We start from the raw sequence: 19,539 nt of genomic DNA, 5'->3' as shown, positions 1-19,539 counted from the left end.
GACGGGGCTTACGGTTTTTTCCGTATCACGAAGGTTGAACAGATGAGCTCGGTATCCAGTACGGTATATTCCCGGGCCTGCTGTTCTTCGTACGCTTTAAAAAGAGATTTCTTTTCGGGATACTTTCGGCAAAGCTCCCCGCAGCGCTTAACAATTAATTCCATCTGCGTATCGTAGATTTCTTTTGTTTCTTCCAGACCGGACGCGACAATCTCATCAACAAGTTCCATGCCCGCCCGGGCTATCTGGTCCAGCAGTTCCGGCTTTTTCAGCAGTCCCGGACGTTCGAATTGGGCGGAATCTTCCGTGTACGCGTCGTCGACAATAATTATCCCGCCGTCATTCAGATGGACCCCAAGGGCCGAAAGGGTTTTGAAATAATCACCCAGCACAGGACCGATGGCGCCCAGGATAATGCAATCGAACCTTCCGAGGCCGGGCAGCATGGTCCGGATATCCCCCTCTTCAAAGGTACAGAGGGAATCAACTTTGTATTCCCGGGCTTTTTCCTGCGAATAGGAAACAAATTCCCCTATGCCGTCGATTCCGTGGCAGCGGCAGCCCAGTTCCGACGCCAGAATAATTGACACCGCCCCCTTGCCGGATCCCAGGTCCAGCACTTCGAGGCTGGAGGGATTTTTCTTATATTTTTTAACAAGTCCGGTGATATCCTCCGGCGAAGACCCAATATCCCAGAAATCCTGGAGTATATACGGAAGGTATTCGATTATGTCGAGCCCGCCGCAGTCCATGGCGGCGGCAATACTTTCATTCAGGGATTCCATTTGACTTCCTTTTTTATACAAAACCCGCGCGGTACAATCAAAGATTGTATTCCATAGGGATAAACCGTATCCCGTCCCGTTCCATAGCTTCTCCGGTTTTTTCGAATCCCAGGGCCGCGTATACGGGTTCAGCGTACAAGGATGAATTAACCGTGACCTGCCGGATACCGGGATGTTCCCGGCGGAGAAGGCCGGTATAATAGCTGAACAGCTTCCGGCCGACGCCCCTGCCGTGATACCGCTCGTCAACGAAAAACAGGGAGACATGGTCCTGGTCCCGGATCTCCAGGGCGCCGGCAAGGGTCTCTCCGTCCCAGGCGGCAAAGAAATCACCCCCGGCCCGCAGCCGCTGGACCATGCGCGCGGGGTCGGTATATTCCTTGAAGGTTCTGTTCCCCGCGTCCGAATAATCCGGCCCCACGAAACGGTCAAAAACAGTGTTGACCAGATCCGAGAACCGGTTTATATCCTGTTCATCCAGACGTTCGATCCGTATATCCATCTTCTAATGCCCTCGCCGCTTCTGTTTCTTCTTTTCTTTTTTTAACCGGAATTTTTCAGCCCGGTCCGCGGCGTCATCCCGGGTGAGCTGTTTCTTTTTTTCAGCGAAATACTCTTTCTGGAGATCCTTATAGATATCCCTGGATTTTCTCGTTGTCCGGTCCTGTTCGGCTCTGCTCCGGTCCGTTTTGATTCTGACCGCGACCGGACTGGGGAAGGTCCGTACCGAAGCAAGCCGGTACAGGAGAAACTCCCGGACCTCCGTATTGGCCGGTTCACTGCCGAAGGTATATTTACCAACCGAAACAGTGCCGTCGCCGCCGGTTTTTTCCACCAGGGCTATCCAGAACTGGCCGTCAAATAAAATTGTGCATCGTGTTTCTTCCATCCTTGACTCCTGAATACAATGATTCCGGAGACAAAGACGGACATCTTTCGAAGGTTACTAAGCCGCCGCGGGCCGCCCGGACTACCTACCGGGCTGTGTTTTTTCTTTGTCCTTAAACGGGTAAATTAATATACACAGTATACGGGGAAACACAGGGCTTTTCAATCCGAAAAGCATCCGGTTTTACCGGCGCCGCGGGTCCTGCCGTTACCATTACGGCCGGGTGCCTTCCGGCTTAACCGGCTCCGTACTGCCCCCGGAGAAGAGAGCTGCATACGGCCTTTGGGATCTGACAGGACCCCATGGAATTTCCTTCCGAACTTCTTTGATATATCCCAGAATAAATACAGTTGTCCTGATCGGTTCACACTCCCGGAGGGACCGGATCTTTTGGGGTCCGGAGAGCCCAGATAAATCCCACGATACCCGCGGCGATGATTATCCCGCCGAGGATCCGCACCACCGTAAGGCCGATGGTGGCCGGGATAATAAAAAGCACCACCGCCAGAAGTATGGTGATGATTGCTTCAATTACGTAAGGGCCGAAGGCCACACCGGCGTTCCGCATTTTCCAGACTCCGTATAATTCGAGCCCCGCGGAAATAACGAGTTCCGCGGCAATAATATAAATGACCACGGTCCACACGGTTCCCGCAAAAGCCAGGGGCGCGATGATCGCGATCAGGCCGACGATAATGCTGACAACCGCCCTGATGATAATGGCCCGCTGAAAGGCTTTGTCATTTACCAGGGTACGGACATTAACCAGATTGAGTATGCCGTTGATAACAGCGGCGATACCGATCCCCACCACCAGAGCGGACACAAAGCCCGAAGGAGAGAAGAGCATCACCAGGCCGAGGAGCACAAAAACAGCGCACATGATAACGGTAGTTCTGGACATACATGGTTCCTTTATATGTATTCGGGTTTCTTACCCGTTTCTTGCGTACGGCTATACTTAAAATATACTATCTCTCCGCCGGCAATGCCACATTTTTTACGGCATACCCACGGCAATATACTCAAAAACAGGATAGACCTGCTCCTCCGCGGGAAGCTTCTCCAGGGGATAGGCTTTGATTATATACACTCCGGAGACGGCGGCACTGTTCCAGCGGAACCCGATATCGGTTATTTCTTTTTTTGTTTCCGGAATAAGGTATACCACCGGTTCATACAACGAGTAATCCGGGCTGTAATACACCACAACGATATCCGCCATGTCCCCGGAACATCGGAAGATGTAATCCCGTCCGATCTGCGCGTTTTTAATTGTGTTAATTCTGAAAGGTGTGTCATCAATGGTTTCGCAGAAAATCTCCTCCAGGGGCGCAAGCCCGATGGTATTTTCCGCCAGAACAGAGTCCCGCGCCCGAACAGAAAATTTCCATTCCCGTCCGGTCCCCAGCCAGAATTTATTTTCAAAGGGAATATTCGCGTAAAATCCCAGGACCGTATCGGGGTTACTGTAATCCACTGCTTCCGTGAGCTCAACCGTTTCCGTGTAGATTCTGCCGCCGTTTTCCGCGGTTATGCTGACCGCGCCGCCCGGATCCGAATCCGCCCGGAGCAGAATCTGGATACCGCCCCAAATCTGTTCCACGGCATTTTCCTCTATGCCGGTCCAGGGAATTTCACTGTCCTCTATACCGGTAATGATGTTGCGTATCGGAGGAACCGAATAGTATCCCGTGGGAACGGCATTGGTAAAAACCATGTTCCGCATAAAGTCGTTGATTTCCCCGGTAAACCCCGCCCGGGGAGGCATTTCGGGGAGTACCGGATCCGCGGGTACGCTGTACCCCGAAGAAGGGAGCGGCGGAGCGGCCCGTTCCTGTGTCTTTTTATTGCCGCAGGATACACACAGGGGAATGACTGCTATCAGAAGATACTTGTACATATTCAATAGTATAGTAAAGTTTCCGCCTAAATCCTCAGTTTTTCAGAAACCTTTATTTTTTCCGATAATATACTAGACTTTGTAATAGAAAAAAGGAAATGCCCCATGGATACATTACGCACAATCGCGCGGCGGCGGTCAACCCGCAGTTTTAAACCGGGACAGATTCCCGACCATGCCCTGAATATGATAATAAACGCGGGCTGCGCCGCGCCGGTGGCGAAAAGCGATTACACATCGGTACATATTACGGTGATTCAGAATGAAAGGATCCTGGGCACCATACGGAAAGCTATTGCCCAGGCAGTGGGCGGTACGGATGAGGACCTGCTCTACGGGGCGCCCACACTGATTATTATTTCTTCACGGCAGACGAAGTCGGTCCATATTGAAGTGGCCAACGCCGCGTGCATCGCGGAGAATATGATGCTTATGGCGACGGATATCAATATCGGCAGCGTCTATATCCTGGGAACCGTACTGGCTTTCCAGAGCAAAGACAACTGGCTCCAGGAATTAGGCATACCGGAAAACTTTTATCCCGCCGCTTCGGTGGCGCTGGGAAATCCCGTGGAACCCCTGGAAACGGAACGGCCCCTCAAGGAATACTTTCCCGTCAACCGTATCCCCTGATCCGGGAAAGTCTTTTCAGGCCGAAGGTTCGTCCCCGAAGTAATCGCGGTACTCCGGTACTTTAAGGTTCCGCTCCCTGAGTATACTGTCGCAGTGGCCCGCATGGTACTGGATGTGCCGGATCTGCGCGAGGATAACATCCATATTGAGGATCTTATCGAAAAGCGCATTGGGAAGCAAAAGCCAGGCATCATCCTTTTCGGCAAAGAATTTCTCCAGCAGCCCCCGGAGACGCTCCCCAAGGTTTTTCATTTCTTCTTTGGAAATACTCCCATGGGGCTTACGCTCAAATTCCGGATAGAGGTTCCGCTCCTTGAAAGGATCTTCAAACGGAATGGTCTTCTCCGTTCTGGTCCAGAAAAGCATTCCCATAACGGTATGGTAAACCTGCTGGAAAAAGACGAAGCCGCCGGCTTCCGTATTCCACAGATCATCCGGACAGTGGTCGATTTCATCCATGAGCATATCAAAGGAAATGGTTAGGTGGGTGTACAGATGACGGATTACGGTATTCATGGGAGCCTCCGCAGGGTACCTGTTTTATATTATGTATTATCAAACAAAGAAGCGTGAGGCGCAAATTCCGGATGTCCCGGAGGACACGCGTCATACTCCTCCGGCAGGACCCCCTACCCAAGCCTCATAAGCTTCTTTAATATGAAACCATGAATACTGCGGATCCATTTTTCCCCCTGCTGGCGGACCTTGAGGGCCTTACGGTCTTTACCGCTCTTAAAGAACATATCCTCATACGGAAACTGCGGAAACTTCTCCGCGGAGTTCTGGACGAGCCGGAGATTCTTTCCGGGGAATATGTGCTGGAAATATCCGCTTCCTGGGCGGCCTTTATCCGGGAGTACAGCCGCAGCAGCCGGGAAGCGTCTTTTTACGAAAAGACTGTTCTGCTTACCGCAGCGGACGACAATGAATTTACCCGCACCGCGGAACTCTGCGGCCGGGACTGCTCAAGCAATATTCTCTACGCCGCCGCAAGGACCGACCTCCAGCGCCTGGGCAGAATAGCCCAGGCGGACATTCCCGCCCTGGGACGCAGGATCGCGGAGATGCTCGGCAGCGCAGGCCTGGCGGATCAGAAAAACGCCGCGGATGAAACCTGTGCCGCGCTGGCGGCGAATCTCCAGACAGCCCGGGAAAAACATCCGGCCATGTACATTTTTGTTCCCGGCCGGGACTGGGGCGCCGCCCTGCCCGCGTTCGCCGAGTACCTCCGCAGCAACGGCGCCGGGATCCTGGGAGCCGGCGGCGCGTTTTACTGGCAGAAAGACAAAACAGGAAAATCCGGTCTCATACCGGTGCTGAACCCCGACCCGATACGGCCGGCGGACCTTTCCGGATATGAGGATCAGCGTTCGATGGTCGTTTCCAACACTCTGCGTTTTCTTGAGGGAAAACCCGCGGGCAATCTGCTGCTCTACGGCGACCGGGGAACCGGGAAATCCGCTACGGTCAAAGCGGTCTGCAATGAATATACCCGCCGTGGGCTGCGGCTCGTGGAAGTACGCAAACGGGATCTCCTGGAACTGCCGGCCATACTGGACACCCTGGCGGTCCGGGCGCTTCGCTTTGTTCTGTTTATTGATGACCTTTCTTTTGAGCAAACCGATGATTCCTTCACCACCCTAAAGGCCCTTCTGGAAGGCGGCATCGAGGCCAAACCCGGGAACGTGGTGGTCTACGCCACCAGCAACCGGCGCCACCTGGTCAAGGAACGGTTTTCCGACCGGCCAAGCATGGCGGCTGCGGCGGAAGCCCATGCCACCGGCGATGTCCGGGCCTTTGATACCATGCAGGAACAGCTATCACTGGCGGACCGTTTCGGGGTTACGGTGGTATTCACGGCACCGGACCAGGATGAATATCTGCGGATCGCGGAATTCCTCGCGGAACACCGGGGACTGCTGCCGGAGGAAACCGGCGAGTCCGGGGATGAACGGAAACGTTTCAGGGAGAATGCCCTGCGCTGGGAGCGGTGGTTCAACGGGAGATCCCCCCGGACCGCGGTCCAGTACGTGGACTGGGTCGCCGGGGGCAGCGATTTTCCCTGGGAATAAAACCGAACCGGAACCGCCGCCGGTGGGATTTACCTTCTGCGGCTGCCCCGGAGCAGGATGAACCGTACCAGGTTGGCAATCGCCGTCAGGGCCGATGCCACATAGGTCAGCGCCGCGGCGGTGAGAACCTTCTTAACACCCCCGAGTTCCTCTTCGGTAAGAACGTTGTTGCTCCGCAGAATCTGTATGGCCCGGGAGGACGCGTTGAACTCCACCGGCAGGGTAACCACGTAAAACAATACCGCCGCGCTGAAAAGGATAATTCCCAGATCGAAGAGTACCGGAAACGAAAGAATCAGGCCGAGGATGGCGAGCCACGGCCCGAAGGATGAACCGATATTCGCCACCGGCACCAGGGCACTCCGCAGCTTCAGGGGGCCGTAGGATACGGCGTGCTGAATGGCGTGGCCGGTCTCGTGGGCGGCGACTCCGATGGCCGCGATGGAGGTTTGGTCGTACACAGGTTCCGAAAGGCGGAGCACCTTGGCTGACGGATCGTAGTGGTCCGTAAGGGACCCCCTGACTCCTTCAATTTTAACATCCCCGATTTTATTAACCTGCATAAGCAAGGCCGCCGCGTCCCGTCCGGTAATATGTTTTGAGCTCTGCACATGGGAATACTTGGAAAAAGTGGACTTTACCAGAACCTGGGCAACCAGGGACAAAATGAGTGTCGGAACAACCAGGATGATATACAGGGGGTCAATGTACATGAACTATACTCCTTAACTTTGAGTTTCTGATGTAAAGAATTCTTTACATCAGAAAAACTTACAATAGGAAAGAGTCAAATAATCTATATTATTTGACGCTACCTCCCTTCGGGATATAATGTTACCCGGGCAGGCCCGCCTGACAGGAGCTCCCGGGCTGTTTTCTGAATATCCGCCGCCGTAACCGATTCGTACAGTTCCGGCCGCGCGTCGAGCCGCCCGAAGGGCAGGTCCAGAAGCACCGAGAAATTGGCGTAATTCCGGGCAATGTAGGAATTGCTCTGCATGGACTGCTCGTATGTTTTCTTCATGGCTTCGGTGGTTTTGATAAGGGTATCCGTATTAATTGAACCGTCCGCGACGAGCCGGAGTTCCGCCTCGATGGCGGCGCTGAGTTCATCCGCCCGGCCGGGATCACAGTAGAATGAAACACCCATGGAAAGTTCGCCCACGGGAATCGGGGTCAGGGAGACGCTGACCGAGACGGAATAGACACCACCGAGCTTTTCCCGTATTTCCTCGGTAAGCCTGATGTCGAGATATTCGCTCAGGGCTCCGGCCACAATACCTTCCCGTTCGGTATACACCTTGGGAACGTACCAGCCCATAAAGACAATACTTTTTTCCTCCCGGCCTTTACGGACAGCAGACTCGGTTTTTCCCGGCCGTTTGAAATCAACCGTATCCCACTGATCCCAGGTCTGTCCCCGGGGAATGGAGGCGATGTACGTTTCGGTCAGCGAACGGAACAGCGGAATGTCGAGGTTCCCGATGAATACAAAAGTATAATCCCCGGGATTAAGGGATTTCCGGATGAATCCGAAAGCGTCGTCAATAGAGGCTTTTTCCAGATCGCCCAGTGTCAGAGGAGCGAACCGGGAATTCCCCCCGTATACCACCCGCTGGATTTCATCATTAAAGACCGCCTCCGGGTTTTCGCTCCGCTGGGCCAGGGATGTCCGGTACTGGTCCATCATAGCTCCCACCGCGTCTTCGTCGATCCGGGGCTGGGTAAACCTGAGGTAGAGAAGCTCAAAGAGGGTTTCCGCGTCCTTTCCCGCGGCCATGCCCTGGAACCCACGGAGGTAACTGGACAGCCAGAAGCCTACCGAAACCTGCTTGTCCGCCAGCATCTTCGTCAGGTCCGTCCGGGAATACGGTCCCATACCGGACACACTGAGCATGTCCGCCGCCAGGGACGCGGACACATCCTCCGATTCCGGGGAGCTGGTGGTACCGCCCCGGGCCAGGCTGTAAAGGACGATTTCATCATTTTTATTGGCGGTTTCCTTGAGGATCACCCTGCTCCCGTTGCTCAGTTCCCAAACAATCGTTCCCGTGGCGGGATCCTGCCGCTCGGAGATGATGGTTCCCGGGGAGGGCTTTTTATCCAAAAGATCCGTACCAATAACCGACGGCTGCGGGGGATCAATTTTCGCCTTCCGGACCTGGGTTACCATGGTTTGTATTTTTTCGGGGGACGGGAGACTTGCGGCTTCGGAATCCGGGGCAACGGCAAAGACCGTAAGATCATCGGCGGCAAAAAAGTTCTTCGCCGCGGCGGTTATTTCCTTTGAGCTTATGCCCGGCAGAATCCGGCGGACCGCGTCCAGTTCCCATTCAATATCAACCACCGCCTGATCACTGAGAAAATGGGAGGTAAATTCATCCACAAAGGAACTCGACTGCTGGCGGTCCTTCTCGGAAACCATCCGTTCCAGATCCGAAAGCATCGACCGTTTTGCCCGGTCAATTTCATCATCGGTAAATCCGTACCGGACCATGGATTCCTTTTCCCGGAGCACCGCTTCCAGGGAAGCCTCCGCGGTCCCGGTTTTGGATACCACGGAGAAAATATAGAACCGGGATGACCAGCCGTACCGGACACTGCCGGCGGCGGCCGCGGCATAGGGGGTTTCCTGTTTATACGACGCTTCGTCGAAGCGCAGGGAAAGCATTCGGCTGATGAGGTTCTCGATTATTCCCTGGCGGTAGGCAGCAAGGGTATTCTCTACGGGCTGAGGCGCCCGTTTGTAGTACATATCGATCCTGGTATAGGAAAGCTCCGGATCGGTTATAATTTCGGCCCGGAATTTACCTTTCTGCGGCGAGGGGAGATCGTAATAGGGACGGTCCAGCGTATCCGCCGGGGACGGCGCGGTAAAATTTGCCGCCAGGCTTGCTTCCAGAGCGGCTCCGTCAAAGTCCCCCACAAAAACAAGCGCCATATTGTCCGCCCGGTACCACTTTTTATAGAAGCCTTCCAGACGTGACGCCGGGGCGTTCTGGATGACCTCGGGGAGGCCGATGGGCATCCGGTCCGCGTAGGGTGAGCCTTCGAACAGAACCGGAAGCATCTGCCGCCGGACACGCTCGTTGGCGCCGAGCCGGGTGCGGTATTCTTCCATTATAACCAGCCGTTCATCATCCACATCCTTGGGGTCAAAGGTGATGGCATAGGTCCAGTCGTCAATCACCGCCAGGGCTTTTTCGGGGATGGTTTTCCGGCCGGCGGCGTCAAGCTCCACCGGAACCTCAATGCCGTAGACGGTTTCGTCATAGGACGTGTAGGCGTTAACCTCCGGGCCGAAGCGCATACCCAGGGAACGGAGGTAATTGATAAGGTCCGCCTCGGGGAAACGGGTTGTCCCGTTAAAAGCCATGTGCTCCACAAAGTGGGCCAGGCCCCGTTCATTCTCTTCCTCAAGCACCGAGCCGGCGTTGACCGCCAGGGTCAGGTACGCCCGGTTTTCCGGCCGGGAGTTTTCCAGAATATAATAGCGGAGGCCGTTGGGCAGCGTCCCGGTCCGGGCTTCCGTCATAAACGGCATCGGATCCGAAGCCTTGCCCAGCCCGCCGTACTGGTCGGAGCCGGTTTTTGCCCCGGAGGCGCATGCAAAGACACCAAAAACCGCGGCAGTCAGGACCGCGGCAAATACGAAGTTGTTTAAGAGATGTTTTTTTTTGTTTCGGTACATATTGAAATAACTCCCGGAAAACGAAAAAGGTTACGTATAGCCTGTAATTCACTGTCTATAATAGAATATACTAACGGAATCATTTTTATACCAACAGGTTATTCTAAGAATCCGGAAAAGTCCGGCGGATTCCGGGGGAATTGCGCATTCCGGACAGCGGCATACCGATTTTATTTGTTAAAAGGAACGGCGCATGAATGAAGTATTAGCCTGCCTGTGCAAACCGAAATCAGTCCGGGCCTTTACGGAAAAACCGATCGGCCCGCGGAAAAGGGCGCCGTAACAGAAGCCGCCCTCCAGGCGCCCGCTGTTGGGGAGTAAAGCCCGGAATCGGTCTCCCATACCCGGCGGCCGCATGCAAGCCAGTGTAATCGCATCATGTACGTATAAGGAGCAATATATAATGCGATTACGCCAATTCACGGTACTTTTTCCTTCTTTTCCCCTGAAAAATACGGTATCCTATAGTATATGGCAGTAACACTCTATTCCCTCGGCGCTGCCGAGGAAGTCACCGGTTCGAAACACATATTTGAAGTCAACGGCAAATCATATCTCGTCGACTGCGGCGCGTTCCAGGGGAAACGGGCCGAAGCGGACCGGAAAAACCGGAATTTCGGGATCGAAACCGACCGTATCGAAGCGGCCATTCTGACCCATGGGCACTATGACCACAGCGGGATGCTTCCCATGCTTCCGAAAAACGGCTACAAAGGCAATATTTTCGCCACCTCCGCCACCAGGGACATCGCCAATCTCATTATGATGGATTCCGCCAATATTCAGGCCAGGGACGCGGTGTACCTTAAAAAACAGGCCCAGAAGAAAGGCGAAATATTCGACTGGGAACCTCTGTACAACGAAAAAGACGCTATTCAGGCGACCAACCAGATTGTGGGAATTTCATACAACCGCCCCATGACCATCGGCGACGGTATAACCCTGGAGTTTTACGACGCCGGCCATATTCTCGGCTCGGCCATCGCGTTCGTCACAATACAGGACGGAGACAAGGAAATAAAAATAGCCTATACCGGGGATCTGGGCCGCAAGAATAAACCCATAATCCGGGACCCCGCCCTGATTCCGGCGGCGGACTATATTGTCATGGAAAGCACCTACGGCGACCGGCGGCACGATTCCACCCATGACGCTATGGAGCGGCTGGCGGAGGTTGCCAAACGGGCGATAAAAAACAAAGGCCGGATACTCATTCCCGCCTTTGCCATCGAACGGACCCAGGAACTGGTGTACTACTTCCATATGCTGGTGGACCAGGGGATCATCCCGGAAATCCCGATTTACGTGGATTCCCCTATGGCCACCAACGCCACCACCATTTTCCAGGTTCATCCGGAATGCTATGATGAAGAAATTCACGAGGCTTTCATCAAACACCATAAGAATCCCTTCGGATTCAATTCACTCCATTTTACTACCAGCGTCAATGAGTCAAAGGCGCTCAACGACCATCCCGGGCCGCTGATTATCATTTCCGCAGACGGTATGTGCGAAGCCGGCCGGATCCAGCACCACCTGATCAACAGCATTGAGGACCCGAATACGACGGTTCTTACCGTGGGGTACATGGCCCAGAATACCCTCGGCCGCCGGATCAGGGACAAGGAGCCGGAGGTCAAAATCCACGGCCAGTGGTACAAGCGGAACGCCGCGGTGGAGGAAATCAACGCCTTCAGCGCCCACGCGGATTACACCGAATGCAAGGAATGGCTCGACGCCATCGACACGTCGCGGCTCAAGAAAATATTCCTGGTCCACGGTGAACCCAAAGCCCAGACCGCGTTTAAGAAATACCTTGGGGAAAACGGGTATTCCAATACGGAAGTTGTCCGGTACGGACAGACCTACGAGACGGAATAACCATGAACTATCTCACGGGATTTCACGCGATAGAAGAACGGATCAGATCGGGCCGGGCTGAAGGCCCGCTCCTGGTGGCCAAGGCCGGCCCCCGGGCCCGGGAAATCATGAATCTGGCGAACCAGCACAAGGTGCGGATCGACCGGGTCGGGACCCATGACCTGGACCGGATTGCCCCGGACCACCGGGGGATCGCACTGACAATTGAGGATTCCGGAAAATCACCGGAGATTACGGTGGGCGATTTTATCGCGGGCCTGGAGGAAACCTCCGATGCCCTGGTGGTAATCCTTGATGAAATCACCGATCCCCACAATTTCGGCGCCATCCTGCGGTCCTGCGACCAATTCGGGGTGGATCTGGTAATCACCCGGAACCGGCGGACCGCCAAACACGCGGAGATTATCGCCCGGACATCCGCGGGAGCGGTTTCCTGGGTGCCCGCCGCCGAGGTGGCAAACCTGCCCCGGGCGGTGGAGGATCTCAAGGAAGCGGGCTTCTGGATTTACGGCGCCGATATGGCCGGGGAGCCGGTCTTTAAAAAGGACCTCAGGGGCAGAATCGCCATTATCCTGGGCGGCGAAGGTTCCGGGATTTCCCGGCTCCTCAGGGAAGCCTGCGACGGGCTTATCGCGGTTCCGTCCAAGGGTAAAATTGATTCCCTTAACGTCTCCGTGGCCGCGGGCATACTGTTCTACGAAACCACGCGCCAGCGGAAGTAGAGCCGGGTAACCGCATTATTTCAGAAAAGCCGGCATAGCAGCAGGGCACACCCCGGCTGCGCGGGGTGTCAGATGAAAAGAAATACCGCCCTGTGGGATTTTTTTCATCTGACGGGCCCCCAGGACCTGGTAACACCATGCTGCTGTGCCGGATTACCCATACTGCGGGTACTCCGCGAATTCATTGTTTGCTTGATGAATGAATGATATACTTATGTATGCTATGACGATTCTAAAAAAACCTGATTACGATAACCTTAACGAAAACGGCCGCAGGGCCGTCCTAGAATCGCTTTCCGGACATTACACCGACTTTACTTTCCTGGACTGCAGGAAATTCGAATGCTTTGGTCTCTCCACCGAAACCGCGGTATACCTCAACAACGGCGATGAGTTTGTGTTTGTTCCCGGCGGCAGGGTTGTCCTGGGGTGGAACAGTATTTCCGAAGGTATCGATTCCCGGAGCGCCCGGGAGCTGCTGGAAAGTTTCGGTTTTGAAAGCGTCAGAACCCTGCATGCGTACCTCGCCGCGAGGATGTCCCCGGTACGGTCCGCGGACATTCCGCCCATGCTGGTAGAACGGGTTCCCCGCGAGATAGGCTGGCATCGGGTTTCTCCGGATGATCCGGAATTCTCCAAAAACAAAGTATTCCGGGAAACCCTGGAAAAATTCATAAATTCAAAACGGAATGAAAAGGTGATCCCTAAAGCTCTCAGGCTCCGGAAAAAAGACGGGGAAATCACCGCGGAACTGTATAAACCCGTTTCCTACAAAGAGCTTATCAGCAGCTCCGCGGCGGCGGGATTCCGCCTGCCCACCGAAGATGAGTGGGAGTATTTCTGCGGCGGAGGCTGCAGGACCATCTGGCGGTGGGGCGACAGTTTCAACTATGGGTACCGTCTCCGGTATTTCGGCAGCAACCGCTCAGCCGGCGGCAATTACGATCTGGAAAAACCGAACCAGTTCGGTCTCCGGATCGCCAATGATCCCTGCTGCTACGAAGTGCTCATGGATTCGGAGGTTCTGCTTAAGGGCGGCGACGGCGGGAAAAACATCGGCGCCAAACTGGGACCTGCCGCGGGGTATCTGCCGGCGGCAACCTATTACCGGTGCCCCGAAGAAAAAGAAGCGGAGCCGCGGTACTTGGAAGATATCGGAAGCGGCGGCACCTGCTGCCGCCGGATAAAACGCCTCGACGAAGCCCCGCTTCAGAAAAAACTGAACGCCCTGCTTAAAAAGAAGCGGTCCGCCAAAGACTGACTTTTTACAGTATATCCGTTATTTCTTCCAGGGAACGGATGCAGTAGGTCGGCCGGATGTTCCCGGGAACTTCAAGTTGTTTCGCGTTGATCCAGCAGGTATCGATGCCGTAATTGATCCCGCCCTGTATATCCGACGAAAGGGAATCCCCCACCATGATCATCCGTTCCTTGTCTTTGTACCGCAGCTTTTCCGCGGCGTACTCGAATATCGCGGGGTTTGGTTTGGCGCAGCCCGCCTCTTCGGAAACGATGAGGCTGCCAATATAATCGCGGATTGCGGAATCCCTGATCCGCGAAACCTGTACATCCCGGATACCGTTGGTAATAACCGCCGTGGTGTATTTTCCGCTGAGGTAGGCGCAGATTTTTTCCGCGCCGGGCAGGAGGAAGGAACTCCGGGCCAGCCAGGACAGGTACACTTTGCTGAAGACCCCGGGGTCGCCGCCGATGCCCAGTTCTCCGAAAATTTTCTCAAACCGGATGACCCGGAGATCCTCCTGGGTAACGGTTCCCTGTTCATATTCGGCCCAGAGCTTTTTATTTACCGCCGCGTAGAGTTCCAGTACGGAATCGCTGTACGGGAGCTCCCACTCACCAAAGGATTGTTCCAGGGAAAACCGTTCCGCCGCGGCGTAATCAAACAGGGTATCATCCGCATCAATGAATACAACATCGTAATTTCCCATAAATAACCGCCGACAAAGGACCCGCGCGCCGGCAAAGGTTTTACCGGGACGTCAGGTTTCTGATTTGAAGAGACCAGCATATTCGGATAATCCCTCTTTTTCAAGGTCCGAAGCGGGAATAAACCGGAGAGCGGCGGAGTTCATGCAGTAGCGGAGACCCGTGGGATCCGGCCCGTCGTTGAAAACATGGCCTAAATGGGCGCCGGAACTCCGGGAACGGACTTCGGTGCGGACCATCCCGTGGGACCGGTCCTCGATCAGCTCCAGCCGGCCGATATCAATGGGCTGCCAGAAACTCGGCCATCCGCTTCCGGAATCGTATTTTTCGGTGGACGCGAATAACGGAACACCGTTAATCACATCCACATAGAGGCCAGGTTTATAATTGTCCCAGTACTCATTGTTGAAGGGCTCTTCGGTAGCGCCTTTGGTAACCGCTTTCTGGAGCGGAGTCAGATTTGATTTTTCCGGACCGAAACATATATTGCCGGGATCGGCCTGTTCTTTTTTCATAGTGGGCTCCTCTGTGTTTTTAAATATACCGATGTACCGCCGTCCCCTGCGGGTTCAGGGAAACATTTATCCTTTCTGGTTATAATGTACTGCAATTTAACGTCAACTGGAAATTTCACGGTATTCCTGTCATTTCCCGCGGAAATAAGCGGTTTATCTTAATAAGGTACAAAACTTTCGACAGAATCATCATACGCCGGAACTATACTGACTAGATGGAAAGAATTAATCCATTCTTTTTAATTCAATTCGCGGTGTGCCTGGTATCGGCGTTTTTGCTGATCTGGGCTATACGTATGCACCGCAGCCCGAAATCCCGGTATTTTTTCCATCTGTCAATGACCGCGTTTTTCTATTCCTGGGGTTACCTGCTGGAACTCGATTCCCGCAGTCTCGGATCGGCGTACACAGCCCTGCGGGTACAATACTGCGGGGTTGCGTTTTTTGCGGTCGTGTTCTACCTCTTTATACGGGATTACAATAACCGCGGAATAACCCGGAAGTTTATACGCCCCCTGTTTCTGGTGCTTCCCTTTTGTACGGTACTTCTGGTCAGTATATTTCCCTATTCGAGACTGTACTTCCGGAGCATAGAGTTTACCTTAGAGCCCTTTCCGCATCTCATTGTTGAACGGGGATTGTTTTTTTATATCCACAGTGTGTACTGTTTTATTTTTATTGTCCTGAGCATCGCGGAGATAATCCGGTATTATCCCCACGCCGTTTTCCGGGAGAAAGTAAAACGCCTCGTTTTTTTATCAGCAGCCATAATTCCCAGCATAACCGTAATAATATTCACCATTACGAAATCAACCATTCCCATGCAATTCGGTTCCGCGTCGCTGGTCGTTACATTGCTGATCCTGGGGATCTACATCGTATATTTCCAGGCCCAGGATTGGCTCCCCTACACCAGAGAAAGTATTGTGGAAAAGATACATGACGGTTTTGTGCTCCTTGATCTGGAAGGCCGGTACCTTGATTCCAATCAGATAGCGAAAAAATATTTTCCCTCTATTGAAACGGTCACGCCGGGTACACCGGTGTCTGAAATAGAAGGCTTTCCCCGGGAATACGCCGGAATATCCGGCGGGGAATTTGAATTTACCGCTGCCGGTGACGCGGGAAACATATACCTCAGGGCTTCGGTCACATCGATCCCGTACCGGGACAAACCGGTCTGTACCTGTATCCTGTTCTACGACATCAGCGAACAGCACACCCTGATGTCCGAGCTTGAGAGCCAGGCGAGTTTCGATGATCTTACGGGACTGCTTAACCGGAGAAACTTTTTTAAAGTCGCCCGGAGAGATTTTGACCTTGCCCTCCGGGAAGAGCGGTACGCGTCTCTGATAATGATCGATATAGACCATTTCAAACAGGTCAATGACCGCCATGGCCATCCCGCGGGCGACAAGGTTCTGAAATGTATTGCCGAAATCATTACGGACAGGCTCCGGCATACCGACGCGGCGGGCCGGTACGGCGGGGAAGAATTCTGCATTATCCTGCCGGGGACATCCCTGGAGGGAGCCTTTACCATCGCGGAGAAAATACGCCGGATGACGGAAGAGTCCACCCTGCATATAAACGGGACCCCCCTGAGGGTCACCCTGAGTATGGGTATAGCGGAAATCAACCCGGGGCGGCACAGGATTCTGGAAGAACTCATCGCCGACGCGGATAAGGCGCTGTACGCTGCCAAGGATGCCGGCCGCAACCGCATCGAATGCTTCGAAATCCGGCGGTTCCGGGCGGTGTAGGCCGGTCCGGTTTTACGGCGCTTCCGGAGGCTGGCCGGCGGCGGACTTATCGAGGTACAGGGACAGGGTGCGTATGAGCTGGTCCACCTCGATCGGTTTGGCCACGTGGCTGTTCATACCCGCTTCGATACAGTTCCGCACATCCTCGCTGAACGCGTTGGCGGTCATGGCGATGATAGGGACTTCCTGGGCATAGGGAGTGTCCAGGGAACGTATCCTGCGGCTGGCTTCGAGGCCGTCCATTTCGGGCATCTGGATATCCATAAGGATCAGGTCGAAGGCGGCGGGATTTTCCTGGAACAATTCCAGAGCTTCCCGGCCGTTGCCCGCGCAGGTCACGGCGATATTGGTTTCCGCAAGGACCGAAATTATTATTTCGCGGTTAATCGCGATGTCCTCAACCAAAAGCAGATTCCTGCCTTCCCAGGAAGGCATTGAATTTTCGGGGCCGCCGGCCGGGGCCGCATCATCCTGCCCGGAAACGCTTCCCCACCGGATGGGTACCTCAAAAATAAAATCAGCGCCCCGGCCGAGTTCACTTTCCACCCATATATTCCCGTCCATGAGGCTGATAATTTTTTTGCAGATCGCCAGCCCGAGCCCGGTGCCGCCGAATTTCCGGGTGGTTCCCACTTCGGCCTGTTCGAAAGAAGTAAAAAGTTTTGCCTGCTGCTCCCCGGAAATACCGATACCGGTATCGCGTACTTCCACATGGAGCGTGGATTCGTCGCTGCCGCAGGGTTTCACATCAACGGCGAGGGTTACGGTTCCGCCCTCACCGGTAAATTTTACCGCGTTGTTCAGCAGGTTGATAAGAACCTGGGACAGGCGCAGTTCGTCGCTGATCACCATCCTGCCGAAGGTATTGGTAAAATTAAACCGGAAGATCTGGTTTTTTTCTTCCGCTTTTACCTGGATCACATTAAATACATTCCGGAGCATTTTTTCAAAATCGAATTCCTGATATTCGATCTCGAGTTTATTCGCCTCGATTTTTGACATGTCCAGAACATCGTTTATGATCCCCAGCAGCTGCCGGGATGACAGGTCAATCTGTTCGAGGCAGTGGGTTATTTTTTCGGGGTCACCGGATTTTCTCGCGATCCCGGTCATTCCGATTATCGCGTTCATGGGGGTCCGTATTTCATGGCTCATCCGGGAGAGGAACTCACTCTTGGCATCGGTGCTTGCCTGGGCGGTCTCCTTTGCCCTGATGAGATTCCCGATAATTTCATTGCGGTCAATGGCGGACGCGATCAGGGTCCCGCCGGACTTAAGGAGTTTCTCCTCCGCCGGCAGGAAGAGCCGTTCCGTGGTACAGTCGTCGAAGCCCACGAATCCCCAGAAATCTCCGTTGAGCATGATCGGGATTATCAGCAGTGAACGGACATCGGCCATGCCGGGAAATTCCCGGAAGCTTCTTTCCATATCCTTAACCAGGCTGTTGATGCTTGTCCGGGAAGAAACAAGCACCCGCCAATCGGGAATAAAATCATCGTAGCTGATAGCCAGATTTCCGCTGATGCCATGGTCCGATTCCCGGGACCGTGCCCATTCACATACCTGGGTACACACAAGCCGGCCTTCATCAAGGGAATTTTTCCAGATATACGCCCGGTCGGCCCTGACGGTTTCACCCATAACTTCCAGGGCCTGGCGGACACTGCCGAAGAAATCCGGGCGGTCATTGGCCATAAGGATTTCCGCGGCGATGTTAACCGCCTGCAGAAGCCGGTCCTTGCGGAGCAGTTCGTTCCGGGCCTCCCGCATGGGACGGAGGTCCACCAGGGAAATAACAATCACAAAAGAATCCCCGAAGTCGATTTTCTTCAGGGTGGCATTCATAGGAACCGCGGTGCCGTTGATGACGAATTCAAGCTCAAAACTGTAGACACCGTGTTCCACGGTATACCGCAGCCGGGTTTCCAGGCTGTCCGTCGGTTTACCCGTGGGCTGATATGGGGGTAAATATTCCTCGAGCCGCTGGTAAAACCCTTTCAGAAGGGCTTCCCGGGTGTCGAAGGCAAAAAATTCCTGCGCCGCGGAATTACAGTCGATTGCCTGGAATTTATCATTGAAAATAAGGTTGATATGGGGATTGCTTTCAAAAATAAGCCGGTTCATCCGGCGGGACTCTTCTAGGTTTTTCGACGCTTCCTCAAAGGATTGTTTAACGTCGGTTATTTCCTGGATGATGGCGGTAAACCGCAGGGGCTTTCCCAGGGAATCCCGTTCGGTGACCGCGCCCTTTTCCTCGAGCCAGACAACCGATGCATCCTTCCGGAAACAGCGGAATTCCGATTCGTACCGCTGGGTTTTTCCCTCGAGGCATTCCCGGAGTTTCTGGTCTGTCTCAGGGGCGTCTTCCGGAAAGATCAGCTTTTTCCGGGTCGCCGGTTCCCGGGGAAGTTCCCCGGCATCGTATCCCAGGAGCAGTTCAATTTGGCTGGAAAACAGAAATTCGCCCGTGGCCGGGTGCCATTCCCACAGCCCAAGTTTAGCGGCATCGAAAAAAAGCTCCAGAGATTCCGAGAGCGCAAAGACATCATGGGTATGGTTTGTTCTGCCGCCGTCTTTTCCGAAACTCTCAGCCATATTATTCCTGTCATATATAATACTCGAGGAATACCAGATTTATAACCCCTAAAAACACCGGATTCCCGATTTTGCGGCCCCTGTCCGGCCGCAAAATTCCCCAAAGTCTTTCCCAAGGCTTTACGCCGGGCAAAACTTTGCAT

17 protein-coding genes are annotated in these 19,539 nt (G+C 54.1%); 6 read left to right on the top strand and 11 right to left on the bottom strand.

Annotation, left to right across the window (positions count from 1 at the left end; translation table 11 throughout):
- Nucleotides 1-8 precede the first annotated feature (8 nt).
- The 5 genes from JFL75_RS15360 to JFL75_RS15340 form a co-directional block, all read right to left on the bottom strand.
- Entirely contained in the window at nucleotides 9-785 is a 777-nt protein-coding gene (locus JFL75_RS15360; RefSeq protein ID WP_215627557.1) for a class I SAM-dependent methyltransferase, read from the bottom strand.
- Nucleotides 786-822: 37 nt separating this feature from the next.
- On the bottom strand, nucleotides 823-1,287 hold the full coding sequence (locus JFL75_RS15355; RefSeq protein ID WP_215627556.1) for a GNAT family N-acetyltransferase: 465 nt from the start codon (nucleotides 1,285-1,287) through the stop codon (nucleotides 823-825).
- 3 nt (nucleotides 1,288-1,290) lie between these two features.
- Complete coding sequence (locus JFL75_RS15350) at nucleotides 1,291-1,674, bottom strand: DUF2992 family protein (RefSeq protein WP_215627555.1); 384 nt, start codon at nucleotides 1,672-1,674, stop codon at nucleotides 1,291-1,293.
- A gap of 364 nt (nucleotides 1,675-2,038) precedes the next feature.
- Nucleotides 2,039-2,578 (bottom strand): DUF308 domain-containing protein, encoded by a 540-nt coding sequence (locus JFL75_RS15345; protein WP_215627554.1) that lies wholly within the window; start codon nucleotides 2,576-2,578, stop codon nucleotides 2,039-2,041.
- A 96-nt stretch (nucleotides 2,579-2,674) separates the two neighbouring features.
- On the bottom strand, nucleotides 2,675-3,577 hold the full coding sequence (locus tag JFL75_RS15340; protein WP_215627553.1) for a hypothetical protein: 903 nt from the start codon (nucleotides 3,575-3,577) through the stop codon (nucleotides 2,675-2,677).
- A gap of 105 nt (nucleotides 3,578-3,682) precedes the next feature.
- Here JFL75_RS15340 and JFL75_RS15335 point away from each other — a divergent pair, with 105 nt between their 5' ends.
- Nucleotides 3,683-4,210, top strand: a complete 528-nt coding sequence (locus tag JFL75_RS15335) for a nitroreductase family protein (RefSeq protein ID WP_215627552.1) — start codon at nucleotides 3,683-3,685, stop codon at nucleotides 4,208-4,210.
- Nucleotides 4,211-4,225: 15 nt separating this feature from the next.
- On the opposite strand, the gene JFL75_RS15330 is transcribed toward JFL75_RS15335, so the two are convergent.
- On the bottom strand, nucleotides 4,226-4,726 hold the full coding sequence (locus JFL75_RS15330) for a hypothetical protein (protein WP_215627551.1): 501 nt from the start codon (nucleotides 4,724-4,726) through the stop codon (nucleotides 4,226-4,228).
- 149 nt (nucleotides 4,727-4,875) lie between these two features.
- Between JFL75_RS15330 and JFL75_RS15325 the strand changes: the two genes are divergently transcribed.
- Complete coding sequence (locus JFL75_RS15325) at nucleotides 4,876-6,282, top strand: ATP-binding protein (RefSeq protein WP_215627550.1); 1,407 nt, start codon at nucleotides 4,876-4,878, stop codon at nucleotides 6,280-6,282.
- Between the two features lie 29 nt (nucleotides 6,283-6,311).
- Here JFL75_RS15325 and JFL75_RS15320 read toward each other — a convergent pair whose 3' ends face one another.
- On the bottom strand, nucleotides 6,312-6,995 hold the full coding sequence (locus JFL75_RS15320) for a zinc metallopeptidase (RefSeq protein ID WP_215627549.1): 684 nt from the start codon (nucleotides 6,993-6,995) through the stop codon (nucleotides 6,312-6,314).
- A gap of 98 nt (nucleotides 6,996-7,093) precedes the next feature.
- The gene (locus JFL75_RS15315) at nucleotides 7,094-9,973 is read right to left on the bottom strand and encodes a M16 family metallopeptidase (RefSeq protein WP_215627548.1); all 2,880 of its coding nucleotides are present in this window, start codon (nucleotides 9,971-9,973) and stop codon (nucleotides 7,094-7,096) included.
- 471 nt (nucleotides 9,974-10,444) lie between these two features.
- Between JFL75_RS15315 and JFL75_RS15310 the strand changes: the two genes are divergently transcribed.
- The 3 genes from JFL75_RS15310 (at nucleotide 10,445) to JFL75_RS15300 (ending at nucleotide 13,837) form a co-directional block, all read left to right on the top strand.
- Nucleotides 10,445-11,854, top strand: a complete 1,410-nt coding sequence (locus JFL75_RS15310) for an MBL fold metallo-hydrolase RNA specificity domain-containing protein (RefSeq protein WP_215627547.1) — start codon at nucleotides 10,445-10,447, stop codon at nucleotides 11,852-11,854.
- A 2-nt stretch (nucleotides 11,855-11,856) separates the two neighbouring features.
- Complete coding sequence (gene rlmB, locus JFL75_RS15305; RefSeq protein WP_215627546.1) at nucleotides 11,857-12,576, top strand: 23S rRNA (guanosine(2251)-2'-O)-methyltransferase RlmB; 720 nt, start codon at nucleotides 11,857-11,859, stop codon at nucleotides 12,574-12,576.
- 223 nt (nucleotides 12,577-12,799) lie between these two features.
- Nucleotides 12,800-13,837 (top strand): formylglycine-generating enzyme family protein, encoded by a 1,038-nt coding sequence (locus JFL75_RS15300; RefSeq protein WP_223292668.1) that lies wholly within the window; start codon nucleotides 12,800-12,802, stop codon nucleotides 13,835-13,837.
- 4 nt (nucleotides 13,838-13,841) lie between these two features.
- Here JFL75_RS15300 and JFL75_RS15295 read toward each other — a convergent pair whose 3' ends face one another.
- Nucleotides 13,842-14,525, bottom strand: coding sequence for a YjjG family noncanonical pyrimidine nucleotidase (locus JFL75_RS15295; protein ID WP_215627544.1), 684 nt, complete (start codon nucleotides 14,523-14,525; stop codon nucleotides 13,842-13,844).
- A 51-nt stretch (nucleotides 14,526-14,576) separates the two neighbouring features.
- The gene (msrB, locus tag JFL75_RS15290; RefSeq protein WP_215627543.1) at nucleotides 14,577-15,038 is read right to left on the bottom strand and encodes a peptide-methionine (R)-S-oxide reductase MsrB; all 462 of its coding nucleotides are present in this window, start codon (nucleotides 15,036-15,038) and stop codon (nucleotides 14,577-14,579) included.
- Nucleotides 15,039-15,253: 215 nt separating this feature from the next.
- Between msrB and JFL75_RS15285 the strand changes: the two genes are divergently transcribed.
- Nucleotides 15,254-16,801 carry a histidine kinase N-terminal 7TM domain-containing diguanylate cyclase gene (locus JFL75_RS15285; protein WP_215627542.1) on the top strand — a complete coding sequence of 516 codons (1,548 nt, stop codon included), beginning with the start codon at nucleotides 15,254-15,256 and terminating at the stop codon, nucleotides 16,799-16,801.
- A gap of 12 nt (nucleotides 16,802-16,813) precedes the next feature.
- Here JFL75_RS15285 and JFL75_RS15280 read toward each other — a convergent pair whose 3' ends face one another.
- On the bottom strand, nucleotides 16,814-19,396 hold the full coding sequence (locus tag JFL75_RS15280) for an ATP-binding protein (protein ID WP_215627541.1): 2,583 nt from the start codon (nucleotides 19,394-19,396) through the stop codon (nucleotides 16,814-16,816).
- Nucleotides 19,397-19,539 lie beyond the last annotated feature (143 nt).

The sequence above is a fragment of the Breznakiella homolactica genome (genome assembly GCF_016616095.2).
Lineage (GTDB): Bacteria > Spirochaetota > Spirochaetia > Treponematales > Breznakiellaceae > Breznakiella > Breznakiella homolactica.
This window is presented reverse-complemented; position numbering and strand designations above follow the sequence as displayed.

Bases quoted from the DNA above. Each gene is read 5' to 3' on its own strand.
- JFL75_RS15360 (WP_215627557.1), bottom strand. From the start codon at position 785: ATGGAATCCCTGAATGAAAGTATTGCCGCCGCCATGGACTGCGGCGGG.
- JFL75_RS15355 (WP_215627556.1), bottom strand. From the start codon at position 1,287: ATGGATATACGGATCGAACGTCTGGATGAACAGGATATAAACCGGTTC.
- JFL75_RS15350 (WP_215627555.1), bottom strand. From the start codon at position 1,674: ATGGAAGAAACACGATGCACAATTTTATTTGACGGCCAGTTCTGGATA.
- JFL75_RS15345 (WP_215627554.1), bottom strand. From the start codon at position 2,578: ATGTCCAGAACTACCGTTATCATGTGCGCTGTTTTTGTGCTCCTCGGC.
- JFL75_RS15340 (WP_215627553.1), bottom strand. From the start codon at position 3,577: ATGTACAAGTATCTTCTGATAGCAGTCATTCCCCTGTGTGTATCCTGC.
- JFL75_RS15335 (WP_215627552.1), top strand. From the start codon at position 3,683: ATGGATACATTACGCACAATCGCGCGGCGGCGGTCAACCCGCAGTTTT.
- JFL75_RS15330 (WP_215627551.1), bottom strand. From the start codon at position 4,726: ATGAATACCGTAATCCGTCATCTGTACACCCACCTAACCATTTCCTTT.
- JFL75_RS15325 (WP_215627550.1), top strand. From the start codon at position 4,876: ATGAATACTGCGGATCCATTTTTCCCCCTGCTGGCGGACCTTGAGGGC.
- JFL75_RS15320 (WP_215627549.1), bottom strand. From the start codon at position 6,995: ATGTACATTGACCCCCTGTATATCATCCTGGTTGTTCCGACACTCATT.
- JFL75_RS15315 (WP_215627548.1), bottom strand. From the start codon at position 9,973: ATGTACCGAAACAAAAAAAAACATCTCTTAAACAACTTCGTATTTGCC.
- JFL75_RS15310 (WP_215627547.1), top strand. From the start codon at position 10,445: ATGGCAGTAACACTCTATTCCCTCGGCGCTGCCGAGGAAGTCACCGGT.
- rlmB (WP_215627546.1), top strand. From the start codon at position 11,857: ATGAACTATCTCACGGGATTTCACGCGATAGAAGAACGGATCAGATCG.
- JFL75_RS15300 (WP_223292668.1), top strand. From the start codon at position 12,800: ATGACGATTCTAAAAAAACCTGATTACGATAACCTTAACGAAAACGGC.
- JFL75_RS15295 (WP_215627544.1), bottom strand. From the start codon at position 14,525: ATGGGAAATTACGATGTTGTATTCATTGATGCGGATGATACCCTGTTT.
- msrB (WP_215627543.1), bottom strand. From the start codon at position 15,038: ATGAAAAAAGAACAGGCCGATCCCGGCAATATATGTTTCGGTCCGGAA.
- JFL75_RS15285 (WP_215627542.1), top strand. From the start codon at position 15,254: ATGGAAAGAATTAATCCATTCTTTTTAATTCAATTCGCGGTGTGCCTG.
- JFL75_RS15280 (WP_215627541.1), bottom strand. From the start codon at position 19,396: ATGGCTGAGAGTTTCGGAAAAGACGGCGGCAGAACAAACCATACCCAT.